8 protein-coding genes are annotated in these 12,627 nt (G+C 43.6%); 2 read left to right on the top strand and 6 right to left on the bottom strand.

All coding sequences use genetic code 11. The features are described from left to right. Window positions 1-193: 193 nt before the first annotated feature. The 4 genes from AFM12_RS13060 to AFM12_RS13045 form a co-directional block, all read right to left on the bottom strand. Window positions 194-925, bottom strand: coding sequence for a response regulator (locus AFM12_RS13060; protein ID WP_055148880.1), 732 nt, complete (start codon window positions 923-925; stop codon window positions 194-196). Further along, entirely contained in the window at window positions 922-2,721 is a 1,800-nt protein-coding gene (locus tag AFM12_RS13055; RefSeq protein WP_055148878.1) for a histidine kinase dimerization/phosphoacceptor domain -containing protein, read from the bottom strand. Before AFM12_RS13055 ends, AFM12_RS13060 begins: the two co-directional genes overlap by 4 nt. 134 nt (window positions 2,722-2,855) lie before the next feature. After that, window positions 2,856-4,730, bottom strand: a complete 1,875-nt coding sequence (locus AFM12_RS13050; RefSeq protein WP_055148876.1) for a DUF5060 domain-containing protein — start codon at window positions 4,728-4,730, stop codon at window positions 2,856-2,858. A gap of 83 nt (window positions 4,731-4,813) precedes the next feature. Then, window positions 4,814-6,352, bottom strand: a complete 1,539-nt coding sequence (locus AFM12_RS13045) for a hypothetical protein (RefSeq protein WP_374754268.1) — start codon at window positions 6,350-6,352, stop codon at window positions 4,814-4,816. A gap of 352 nt (window positions 6,353-6,704) precedes the next feature. Between AFM12_RS13045 and AFM12_RS19605 the strand changes: the two genes are divergently transcribed. Together AFM12_RS19605 and AFM12_RS19600 are read left to right on the top strand one after the other, a co-directional pair. Further along, window positions 6,705-7,484, top strand: coding sequence for a 3-keto-disaccharide hydrolase (locus AFM12_RS19605; protein WP_055148874.1), 780 nt, complete (start codon window positions 6,705-6,707; stop codon window positions 7,482-7,484). Window positions 7,485-7,490: 6 nt separating this feature from the next. Further along, window positions 7,491-8,921 (top strand): Gfo/Idh/MocA family protein, encoded by a 1,431-nt coding sequence (locus AFM12_RS19600; protein WP_055148872.1) that lies wholly within the window; start codon window positions 7,491-7,493, stop codon window positions 8,919-8,921. Between the two features lie 77 nt (window positions 8,922-8,998). Here AFM12_RS19600 and AFM12_RS13030 read toward each other — a convergent pair whose 3' ends face one another. Both AFM12_RS13030 and AFM12_RS13025 read right to left on the bottom strand, forming a co-directional pair. Continuing rightward, complete coding sequence (locus tag AFM12_RS13030; protein WP_055148870.1) at window positions 8,999-10,036, bottom strand: serine hydrolase domain-containing protein; 1,038 nt, start codon at window positions 10,034-10,036, stop codon at window positions 8,999-9,001. Between the two features lie 182 nt (window positions 10,037-10,218). Further along, window positions 10,219-12,342, bottom strand: a complete 2,124-nt coding sequence (locus AFM12_RS13025) for a hypothetical protein (RefSeq protein ID WP_055148868.1) — start codon at window positions 12,340-12,342, stop codon at window positions 10,219-10,221. Window positions 12,343-12,627: the final 285 nt, after the last annotated feature.

Raw genomic sequence — 12,627 nt, 5'->3', positions numbered from 1 at the left:
GGAAGGTTCGCCGGTATCCGGACCCGTGAGAACTGACTGGGCCATAGACCGACCTAATGTCAAAAGAAAGAATAGGGAGAATAGTAACTGTTTCATGTGCTCCTGATTTGAATCAAAATTGACTCTTTACACAAGACCAAATGAACGAATGTATGTGAACAGCTAAAGCATTGCAGTGAAGAACCGGATTTTGTCAGCGAAGCATAAACCGACTGATAAAGTCATCCTTATAGGAAGGGCCAATAGGCAATGGACGATCCAGAATGGTCAATTCCTGCTCGCTGAAGGCCTCCACTTTACTTATATTTACGGCATATGACCGGTGAATCCTGACCATATATGAGAAATCAATCTTTTCGCAAAGCTGACTTAAAGTAAGCCGAAGTGTGTATTTCTTAGAGGAAGTGTAAATATGGGTGTGGGTATTATCGGCCTCCAGAATATGAATCTCGGTCAGTGGTAGCTTCACAAACTGATAGTTCTGTTTGACAAAAATGCTGTCCTGAGCCTGCAGAATGGTTTCTGCTGATAGTTTTTGACCTGTGTTTGCCGGATTCTCCTTCACAAAATTATGCAAAGCCAGCTCAATGGCCACACGTAACTGAGACACCTGATAAGGTTTTGGAATATAAGCCGATGGATAAGTTTTCATGGCCCTGTCAAGGGTCTCTTTATCCGTAAATGCCGTCAAATATATGACCGGTACTTTTTTGATTTTCAGAAGCTTACCAACTGTTTCTACGCCATCCATATCTCCCTTGATATGAATATCACAGAGCAACAAATCGAAGTCCTCCGAGCGAGCAAAATCAAGGGCTTCTTCGCCGTTGTCCAGCGTGGCCACTACCTCATAACCTTCTGACTCAAGGGTATCTGCCAGCTCGGCGGCCAGGATAAATTCGTCTTCTATGATCAGTATCTTCATTTGAGTTTATTTGCCGGAATAGTAATGGTAAAGCGTGTTCCTTTTTGACTTTCAATTTCAAGTTTTCCTCCCAACTGCCGGGTCAATCCATTGACCAACTGTTTGCCAAAAGACTGCCCTCTTTTTTGCCAGGAAGCCACATCCACACCGGGGCCATTGTCCTGAATAGTTAAGGTCAAATCTTTCGCCTTTTTCAAAGATACAGAGAGCACCGGGTTTTCATTTTCAGTGAACGCATATTTAAAGGCATTGGTCACCAGTTCATTGATTATCAAACCCAAAGGCATAGCTACGTCCACTTCCAGTTCTTCGCTTTCTACCTCAAGATAGAGCTTTAGTGTTTCCTCGGTAAATCCATATGCAGTCATCAGACTGAGGCAGAGCTCACCAATGTACTGCTTCATATTCACCTGGGAGACGTTCTCTTTGTGATACAATCCCTGGTGAATCAGCGACATGGCATCTACCCGTTGCCGACCTTGCAAAACGGCTTGAACGGCAGTCTCGTCTTCCATTCTGTTTGATTGAATTTTCAATAGACTACTCACAATCGCTAGGTTATTTTTCACACGATGGTGTAGCTCCCGCATCATGGTTTTGAGCTGACCCGACTGTTCCTCTATCTTCTTGTTTTTTACCTTTATACTTCGATTCTGTAACAAAGCGAGCCCGGCCAGTCCCAAAAAAAGCACAGAGGCCAGACCTGCACCGATAAACTGATTGCGTCTTCGGCGATTTTCTGTACTCAGTTGAGCAATTTCCTCTTCCTTTTTTTCCGTTTGATACCGTGTTTCTACCTCCGCTATGGCCAGGTTCTTTTCGACCGTAAGCGTGCTGTCTTCGTAGATTTTGTAAAGCCTCATGTGCTCCAGAGCCTTCCGGTAATCGCTGGTTTGATCATAAATCTCATAAAGAGCCTTGTGAGATAGAAAAATCCGGTATTTATCATTGAACCGCTGGCCTATTTCCAAAGCCATTTTACCATACATTTCTGCTTTGGCGTACTCCTTTTTCTGGGTGTAGGCCACTGCCAAATTGCGGTAGCTATGCTCCAGTCCGGTTTCATCTTCATAAAGAGGATATAGCTCCAATGCCCTGTTCAAATTTCTAATGGCCCTGTCAGGATCGTTCCTCAATTTGAGAATGACTTCGGCCGAATTGCTGTACAAACTCGGCAACCATGGAGCTTTCAGATTGACTATCTCTGCCAAAAGAAGACCTCTCTGAAACGCATTGAAAGCCACTTCATAATCTTCCTCATTATTGGCAATTACTCCTCTTGTATTGAGAGCGTTGACCAGAAAAATGGTATCTCTAAGTATCTCTATTTCTTTGATTGAAAGCTCAGAATACTCTGCTGCACGCTCGTAAAGGCTTTTAACGTCTTGCGAATGCCCCATTCGCAGATAAGCCACGGCCAGAGCATTGTGCAACTTGGCGATCCGGTTTTGATCCCGATTTTCCTCAGCAAACCTAAGAGCATCTAAATAAGCGTCTACGGCTTTATCATAGTGACTCTCAAAAAGATACAGATTACCCTGCTGGTGCATCGTTCTCCCAATGAGAGGTTTATCCTTGCTTTCCAGTGCCCATTGATATATATTGGGCATGAGCACCTTTGCGGTATCAGGGTTTTGGCGGGTCACTACATCCAGATAATCCAGACCTAGCAGTGTCTTCTCTTTAGCTCCGTTTGCCTTATAAAAAGCTTCCCTTTTCTCCTCTACAATAGTACTCTCCTGAGCCAGAGAGGCTACACTAAAAAGGAGACAGACGACGTGAAAAACTGTTTTCAAGGGCTACCGAATATTGAATCAAATGTCGGCAAAAAATGGATTTAATTTTGATGTTTTTATCAATGGGTTGCCTTCTCCAAAATGGAAGAAAACAAATAAAGCAACTAATTATTAATCAGAAACTTAAATCATCCTCATTTCTTCACCAAAGCTACCCAGTCCTCCTTATCCGGTGGATTGAGCTTACCTTTGGAGTTCACTTTTGAGGAAGAGCTTAACTCGCCTGTTCTGGGGTTGAACCATTGAACAGACCAACCTTTTGATGCCGGAAGCTTCAAATTGACGATCTTACCGTCTGGAATGTAAACCGCACATACTTCGCCTTCTTTGGCGAAAACATAATCGTCTGGATTGGCCGTCAGCTCATCCATGGAGTGCATTTGTTCAAAAGGCAGATGTTCCTCAAAGAAACGTCTGGCTATAGCTGCTTGTTCGTACTTCAAGGCACGGCTGCGATGATCCTGTGCGGTGAGGTCAGAAAGCTCTGTCTGGTAGCCGTAATAGTATTCCGTACCGTAGCCACCGGCCATTAATGTAGCCCAAAGCACCTTGTAACGAACCTCCTCCGCATTATCTTTCTTCACTTTTCCGGTATAACCAGGGTATGATTTGTCAACCGTAACGCCGTCAGAAGCATCCCCCTGCTCATCATTAGCGATGGCCCAGGGTTTCCCAGATTCCTCCGATAATTTGACCCATTTTTTCACCTGCTCATGAATATCCTTCTTTTGCAATTGTAAGGAAAGACCCGTCAGCTCCGACTGAAACCCAACCAGATTATAGTGGTAATACTCAAAATTCGGCCGAATCAGGCCTGTACTTGGGTATCCGATAGGAAAAGTATGCTGAACCACATGGTTTTTGTAAGGATCAAGGTTTCTGATGTAAGAAGCCGTATTCCTGATCACATTCAGGCTCACTTTGGTTTCTTCGCTCAGGTTCCAGTTCAGAGCCAGATGATGAGCAAAACGAGCAATCAGCTCGCGGTAATAGAGTTTACGATCATTGGTCATTTGCTCCATACCCATCAAGCCGACGTTCTCATTTTCGAAGGTTTTGAAATGCAAAAACATCCCTTTCATATCGGCATAACTGAATACCTTTTCCCACTGGGCCATTTTAGAGACATCAAATCGGTCGTGATACAAAGCATTCTCCCAGGTGGTATTGCCTTCATGATTTGCCAGAAAAACAGAATCGTTTTTCACTACATAGGGGTGTACAAAACCATCATCGCCGTCCGCCGAAAAAGTTAGAAAAGAGAAGGCATTCACCCCGGTTTCAGCCAAATAATTGACCATACCCAGGATATTCTTTCCTTTTCCATTTTGCCAGGTATATGGCTGAGCGGCTGAGTCATAATCGCGGGCGTGAGGTTGCCAGTCTTTCAACAAATGCTGATGCTCTTCCACTAAATCTAATTTTCGATTGGCATCTAATGTCCCATCGAAATCCTCGTAATGCAGAGCGTTTTCTGGCGAATCGGCTCCGGTTTTCAGAAAGCTTTTACCGGTTTCAGCCCATTTAAGATAGCGGGTTCCTATGTATTCTAAACGGCCTTTTGAGCGGTTATCGGGCCATTGTTTGTCTGAGGGCTTGACCTCAAAACTTCCAGTTTGTCCATCCATGTAACCAGCTGAGGCTCCATCATCTGAAAAGACAATATTTTCGCCAAACTTAAAAGATACCTCATATTTCCATTGCCCTTCTTTTGGCGGAGCAAAATGTACCCGCCAAGAATTTCCAGAAGTCGCTGAGGTATTTTCAGCCTGCCCGTCGGCCGCAAAGAATCCGGGAACTTTCAGAACCGGGGCACCACTCTCATGGCTAAACGTGACATCAAGTCGATAATCGGTAAAAGGATTGGGATTAGCCAGCTCAGCAGACATCGGTCCTTCAAAATCAAGAGTGACTTTATGCCACTTTTGTAAATCTCCATGGATTTGCTGGGCGGTGAGCAATTGAAAAGTAAAAACGGCCAAGACCGTCAGCAGATATTGTTTCTTCATTTTACGTAGGGTTGGGTCATCAATTTCATAAAAACTACTGAGAAGTTTAAATTCCACAGAGGTTAATAGATAGAAACATTGATTTATTCAATCACTTCTACCCCCATAAACATGTAAGGATTATCACTAACCCTTAACGGTTTTCCGCTTACAGTAACAATGTTTTTCAACTCCACTAATTTTGTTTTGACAAAAGGGAATTCTTCTACAAAATTTTCATCCGTCATTTCAGGGTTCATGTCAGAAAAAATAGCCGGTCCCTGATAGTTTTCGGGAGCGTTTGAGTCGTCTATTCTTAGGTTTTCAATCGTTATCTTTACCGGCATATAACAGGTGTAGCCAAAATCATGTTTTCCGGTATTATAACCAAGAATCAGGTTAACCTTCTCAAAATTTCCGTTGCCCGGCACATAAAGACAATTCCGGATGATGAACTCCCCTTCCCAGGTACTGCCGTAGTCAGATCGCAGATTGATCAACCGACTGCTTTTTATGGTACAATTTTCCACCAGCAGTGTTCCGCTGCCAATGGCATTGATACCCATGTGGCCCAGCGTAGAATTTCGGATGGTGGCATTGGCAACACCCTTGTGGGCATCAAAACGGGAAAAAGTACAATTATCATAGAGCATGTTCTTGCAATAATTGGAACCCAGAATGCCCCAGTAGGTTTTATCGGTGATATCATTTGTCTGGCTGCAATTGATAAAAGAGACATTAAGAGCCCTGCCAGCAATAATATCATAGGTCCCCATCGTCACCGGATCTCCCGCTGAGCCAATCGTCACATAGGTTTTATGGCCGGTAAGTATTGTATTTTTGACCGTGACATAAGAGCAGTCACTTATATTCAGAAATCCACCATAAGGAGCTCCATGGTCTCCCTCTCCCTCGACGGTATGCACGAGCCCATCCACAGTAACGTTTGATCGTTGAATGGCAATATTCCTGCTGTAATACGTATATTTTGATTCCGCCTGATTGGCTAGCGTAGTAAAATGTCCGCCACGAATCATCAATGGTGTTTCGTCAATCGGTAAGGCTTTGGCCTCCGTAATTTGATCAAAGTCCCAGATAATTGGAGCATTTAAATCAATATTGCCCTTGGCATCCACTACAAAAATATCAGTTTGTGGAGAGCCGCTATCCTGATTCGGGCCGTAACGGATATAATGCCTTACAGCCTCATTAGTTACCGTTACCAAACAAGGTCCCGGCAAACTAGCTTCAATTTTTTGCTGACCTTTTTTGAGACTCTTGATGCCATTAAGAGTAAATGATTTCAGATCAGAACTGACTTTAAAAACAGGTGCGGTTCGGTCTTCCACCTCTCTGTCGTCAATGATAAAAAAGGCAGAGCTAAAATCGGTATTGGTTCTTATTTCTGCGGTTCGCTCTTTTCCGCTAATATAGTAGCGAAAGCCCTCGTCGGCTTTTACGGGCAATTGATGCTCATTGGCATAAGCATGGGCGGCAACTATTGCATCGATATCATCTGTTTTACCATCTCCTTTGGCTCCAAAATCACTGTAGCGAACAAAACTACGGTCTACTAATTCTTCATTGGCCTGACCAAAGGCCGTAAAGAACGTAAATAGCAAAATCAATATTTTTCTCATCATGCATGGAAATTAATGGTATTTCCACCGGGAAAAAAGTGGAAACCCAAAGAGGTTTTGAGAAGGGTTAAAGTTTTCGCCATCAAGACTCTAAAGTTTGTCAAATTTGACTTTGCACAGTATGGTGCCTTCGAGACTTTGTGTCAATAAAAATTCTGGCTGCAACTTCATTGCTCGCAAACGACAAAAAAACCTGATTGCCTGACTTAATCCCAACATTGATCGAGCATAATCAAAGGTTTTTAAAATATTTTAGTATCAATCACCTAATTCGTACGATATTTAAGAAATTAAAGGGGCACTGAGAATTGAAGCCCTTTGAGTTAATGAACAATTAAAATCAACCTTAAAACCTATGAAAAAAAACTTCATTACGTTATTGGCCTTGTTTGTACTATTTGCATGCAATGAGAACTCAGATCAAAATCAGGAAAATTCAGGTATTGAAGAAGACAATTGGATTTACCTCTTTGACGGAACCAGTACCGAGGGATGGCGAGCGTACAACGGAGATTCTCTTCCACCCGGCTGGACCATCGCCGACAGTGCCCTCACCTTTGATACCGAATTGGGTCTGGAGCAGGATTATACCGGAGGCCAGGACCTTATTTATGCCGCAGAAGAATTTGACAATTTTGAGCTCTATCTGGAGTGGAAGCTGCCCAAAGGAGGAAACAGCGGTATCTTCTATCATGTTAAAGAGGGATTTGATGGTCTGCCTGAAATTGCTCCGGAGTATCAGCTGATCGACGATGAAAACTATGCAGAAATGCATGATCTTACCGAATACAATACCAGTCTCGGTTACACCGAAAACCCGGAAGAATTAAAGCCTTTACAACAAACCGGTTCTGATTATGCGATGCATCCGGCTGATGCTTCAAAGAAAAAGCTGAATCCTGTAGGCGAGTGGAACAGCTCTAAGATTGTCTTTACCCCTGAACGGGTTGAGCATTGGCTTAACGGTGAAATGATACTTTCTTTTGTGCCTTGGGATGACGCCTGGGAGGCTAAAAAGAACTCCGATAAATGGAAAAACAGCCCAAACTACGGAATTTTTAAAACCGGCTATATCGGCCTGCAGGATCACTCCAGCCCCATCTGGTTCAAAAACATTAAAATCAAGAAACTTTAACCTGACATGAAAAAAAGAGAATTTATTAAGACCAGTGGTCTCGGATTTTTAGGATTGATCTCTTCCCCGGCCTGGCTTAACTCCTGCTCTGCAAGTAGTGCTGGCAAACTAAGAACAGCTCATATTGGTGTTGGTAATATGGGGGCTGAAGATCTCAAAGCCGTTAGCTCTCACCCGAAGGTAGATGTGGTGGCCTTGTGTGATGTGGACGCCAAAAATCTGGCTGCAGCAAAAGAGCTGCACCCTAAGGCCAAAATATATTCAGATTACAGAATGATGATGAAAGAAATGGCCGATGAAATTGACGCGGTCATAGTTTCAACACCCGACCATACCCATGCCCCGGCTTCCATGCTGGCCATGGAAAATAACAAGCCAGTATACTGCCAAAAACCACTGACCCATTATGTGCACGAGTCAAGAGCCATGAACAAAATGGCCAAAGAGAAAGGCTTAATAACCCAAATGGGTATTCAGGTGCACTCTTTTTATGACTATAAATTGGCTACCCTGCTGATTCAAAGTGGAATTATTGGTAAAGTGCATACGGTGCATGCCTGGTCGCCAAAATCATGGGGTTATAACGGTGGCGAACCCGAAGGGGAAGATCCTGTACCGGAAAACCTGGACTGGAATCTCTGGCTCGGCACCTCGGCAGAAAGACCTTACAAAGAAGGATACTATCACCCGGGCAACTGGCGTAAACTGGTAGACTACGGATGTGGCACTTTGGGCGATATGGGAGTTCATATTTTTGATACGCCTTATAATGCATTGAATCTTGACGTTCCGCGAACCATAAAAAACGAATGCCGTGAGCCCGACGGTTTCGGATATCCGGAAAACAATACTGTGACCTATGAATTCCCGGGAACAGATTACACGACAGAAAGCCTCAAATGGATCTGGTATGACGGCCCGGGTATGCCACCAGCTCATGAAGATTTGAGTATACCAGGTGAAATAGCTGAGGCCAAAGATGCGGAAGAAGAGGAAAGCATGGAAGACAAAATATCTCTTGATGCTAATGTAGCCGCAGAAGGTCAATTACCTGAACAAGGGGCAATGTTTATAGGTACCGAGGGCCGGTTGTTACTTCCTCATTTCATGCAGTTGCCAAAGAAAATTGTCAATGGAGAATACGTTGATATTTCAAGTGAAATTGAAGCACTCTCTAAAGAGCACAATCTTGGTGAGCCTATCCGGAATTACGATACAGAAGGCCCAAAACATTATCATCAGTTTGTGGATGCTTGTCTAGGCCAGGGAGAGACTTCTGCACCTTTTGCCTATGCGGCCAGATTAACTGAAACCATTTTGTTAGGTGTTATTGCCGGGAGATTCCCGAATGAAACCCTGCATTGGGATGCCGAAAATGCCCGTTTCGCCGAGGAGGAAGCCAATCAATATCTGGCTGGAGATTATAGGGAGTTTTAGTCAATTATTAATAGTTTCAGCTCCACCTCTTTGGAGCTGAAACTTAAATTTCAAGAATTAAATAACCAACCCTCAACCTACTTATCACTCAAAATCTTCACAATTTTACGATACAAAACCTCTGACAAACCCCAGTTTGGGCCGGTAAAATTGGTGGTATTGGTAAACTGAATTACCACGGTATCCATATCCTTGATATATCTGGCGATACTCTGATAGCCAGGAATAAGACCAGTGTGATCATAAGTGTAGAGCGATGCATACAATTCTCTTTCAGCATCGGTAAAAAGTGAGCCATCATTGAGAGCCCTCAGAAAAATGCCGACATCTTCCGCTGTGGCAATCATTGATCCACCTGGATTTACATAACTATCCGTTTTAAGGTCCTTGTCGATTCCCACATAGTATCCGCTCATGAGGTCGTCCATGTTTTCGACTTCAGAAAGCAGGCTAAAGGTATTCATTAAGCCTAAAGGCTCAAGAATTTCCTCTTTAATATACTGATGATGACTGTAACCCAACTCCTGGTCCAGAATTTCTCCAAGAAGAGAGTAGTTGGTATTGGAGTACTTGTATGAGGCGTCAGGGGCGAATTCTGCTGGTAAGCCATAAATCAGTTCAATAGACTTGAGATTACTGTCAGGAACCTTATTCCAGAAATCAGGTGTATAACTATAATCCGGGATACCACTGCGATGCCTCACCAGCATCCTCAAAGTAATGGTTTCTGCATTCTCAATCTTGCCTACCATTGCAGGTAAATATTGGGCAAGAGTTTTGTCGAGAGAAAGTTTGCCCGCATTCACAGCTTTTGCGGTTGCTGCCGCAATATATAATTTACTGATACTGGCTATTTTATACAGTGCATGTGGATTAGCCTCAATCTTCTTGTCCCTGTCATGCCAGCCTGCCGCATAAAAAGCGGGCGGTTTCCCCGCCTGATCCACATAGACGATAATACCTTCAAAACCCAAATCAGTAGCCGCATTAACCTGTTCCTGCACGGTATCTGCCGCAGGAGTTAACTGAGCTTTAACCATGGTCCATGGAACAAAATATAGCGAAACGGCCGTAGCTACGGCCAATACAATTCTCACAATGTTCTTAGTTTTCATTTAATACTATTTCGAATGCAAAATTATAAGTTATCGAAACTCATGGCCTTAGTTTATTTTTCAAAGGGTCTGAGGGTGTATGGATGGTTTTTAGTGCAGAAAGGTGGAAAGGAGAACGGAACACGGAGAAGGGATTCTCTCAAAACCTGTCAACTGCAACTGAAAACTGCCCACTAACTACCCTACATCTCCTTCACCCTCTCCAATTCCTCCTCCACTTCTTGCAGCACCTTCTCCCAGTGAAACCAATTATTATCATTTGCCGTGAAGTAATTATGATTGTAGTGCGTTAAACGCATGTCTTTATAAATTGGCCGACTGATTTTTACAATCTCTTCCCAATACGAAAGTCCTTTTTTAAGATGCTCCAAAGCCTTTTGTTTCTTCAAGGCGTTTGCGGTCAATTGATATTCTTTTAAAGCTACACCCGCCCTTATTTTCTCCGAGAGATGTAGTCCAAGGTTCGCCCAGATTTTCACATCTGCTACTTCATACATGAGAGATGCATTGTCTCCTATGCTGATGTTTGAGACCAATCTTAACGCCTCTGAATTATCCCTTTCCAGCTGATCGGCCAGCATTAGAGGAGTAATTTCTCCCTCCCCGAATGAGCCACCAGCCCTATTGGTTTCCACAAAATCACTGATTGAAATGTATCGGGGGTCGGTGGTGGGATGATCCAGAATGGACTCAACTGAAATATACTTCACTGAATCCCCCTGAAGCCCCAGCATACCTTCGCCGTAAAGTGTAAAATCCCAACGGATGTCGTAAAAGGAGGCCAGTTGAAGCGACGTATTGGATGAAAGAGAAAGAGCATTGAGCAAATTCGCCGCTCCACTACCATACTTCCGCACATATTCCCGCTCAAAAACCTCATCCGGCGTAGTGGGGTCATACATCAGTCGTCCCCAAAGTTTATAAAACAACCATTGCCGCTGAAAAGCCCATTCCCAGTCCACAGGTTTATCTACAGCCGTAAAATAGTCTAAACCGGGAATGTAACACTCCGACCCAATGAAGTTGCCTCCCGTATAGGCCGCTTTACCGTTGCGGGCAATATGCTCACGAATAAATGAAGGCACACCCCAGCGTAAGGCAAAGAAATTCTCATTTCGCATCTGCCAGGTGATCTTGTAATTTGAAGGTAGAGGATCAAAATACGTATCGCCCAGCTTTCCACCGTGAACTTTTACAAGCCGTGGTGTGGAATGCCCGTGCGACCAGTTAAATTTCATTTCAACCCAGATAGGCCCCTCAAAAGTGTCGCCCAGTTTCTCCATGGCATCGCGAGTAACCACCTCCACATTTTTGCTGGTACCACCTTCTGAGCCTAATCCGCTTGAAAAAGGCACCCGATGGATCAGTTTCACCGGTCGCTCCACCTCACTCATAGCTTTGATGATAACGTCATCCATCCATTGCTGACGCTCGAGTGGGGTCATTCCAGCCATTCCTTCGCCATGTGAAATGCCGATCCCGTCAAGATTGGGATATTCTCCCAAAACCTGTTTTACACATTCCCTGGTGTATTGTTTGACCAGCTCGGTGGTATCGCCGGGCGTATAATAATGGGGATAATAATTCTGGCCCTTCAGCTCATGAGCATCTGAAAAAGACTTACTCACGAAAATGCTCCAATGTACCAGATAGGTATCCAGAGCACGCTCTTTGGCCATCCTGAAAAGTTCATGGTAAAAATGCTGCCATTCTTCCATCTCTGATTCTGACCACGGGCTCGCCTCCGGAAAGTTTTTAGGCTTTATCATAAAGGTGTACGGGTGCATATTCCAAAGACTGATCACATTGAAACGATTTTCCACCATCATATCTAAGAAAGCCTCCCAATATTTCAGGTTTTTCACGGTTTCAGTGTGCTGCATCAGAGCCAGACTGGGCCTGTATGTCTCCCAAGGGAGATTAAACTTTATTCCCCTGAACTCCTGATCAGGTTTTCCGGCCTCCGGTTTTATATCTTCAATAGCAACCCCATTTTTGAGCTGTTCTGCCAAAGCAAGCGTACCATAAATCAATCCCCGGTGATCTCCGCCCTTGACTTCAATCCTAAGACCCTCTTTTTTTATTTCAAAAGCCTCCGGCTTCGATGATTGTTTTAATCCGAGTTGAATAATGAAATCAGCTTGAGCTGAAGGCTGAACAAGAACATGATCGGACTTGAGTGTTTCACAAAGCTTTGAATATGCATAGGCTATCTGCGGGACTTGCAAATCAGCCTGAACTGACACACTTTGAGCAAAGGTGGTGAGACCAATTAAGTAAAGGAAAAGGGCTGTTATCTTTCTCAAGGGTTTTCGGGTTTTAAGGGAAAGATAAGTTTGATCTGCCGGGGTATGAAATAAAATAGACTAAAGCAGAAAATGTTTGGGCGGAAACCGCTCAAAGGAATCGCAACTTTCAAAGCTCATAGTTTTCTTAAACTGTCAAAAAAATCGACACAAGACAATAGCACAATTTCAAGACCCTCTCACCAAAAAAGAGGTTCCACATTATAAAATGAAACCCACAAACACCTTATAAACAATATATTAAATCATTTTCAAAAATTGCACTTTATTAGCAAAGCGGAACGA

Origin of the sequence: Jiulongibacter sediminis (assembly GCF_001306455.1) — a bacterium.
In the GTDB taxonomy this organism is placed as follows: domain Bacteria; phylum Bacteroidota; class Bacteroidia; order Cytophagales; family Spirosomataceae; genus Jiulongibacter; species Jiulongibacter sediminis.
This window is presented reverse-complemented; position numbering and strand designations above follow the sequence as displayed.

Bases quoted from the DNA above. Each gene is read 5' to 3' on its own strand.
- AFM12_RS19605 (WP_055148874.1), top strand. From the start codon at position 6,705: ATGAAAAAAAACTTCATTACGTTATTGGCCTTGTTTGTACTATTTGCA.
- AFM12_RS13060 (WP_055148880.1), bottom strand. From the start codon at position 925: ATGAAGATACTGATCATAGAAGACGAATTTATCCTGGCCGCCGAGCTG.
- AFM12_RS19600 (WP_055148872.1), top strand. From the start codon at position 7,491: ATGAAAAAAAGAGAATTTATTAAGACCAGTGGTCTCGGATTTTTAGGA.
- AFM12_RS13050 (WP_055148876.1), bottom strand. From the start codon at position 4,730: ATGAAGAAACAATATCTGCTGACGGTCTTGGCCGTTTTTACTTTTCAA.
- AFM12_RS13045 (WP_374754268.1), bottom strand. From the start codon at position 6,352: ATGATGAGAAAAATATTGATTTTGCTATTTACGTTCTTTACGGCCTTT.
- AFM12_RS13030 (WP_055148870.1), bottom strand. From the start codon at position 10,036: ATGAAAACTAAGAACATTGTGAGAATTGTATTGGCCGTAGCTACGGCC.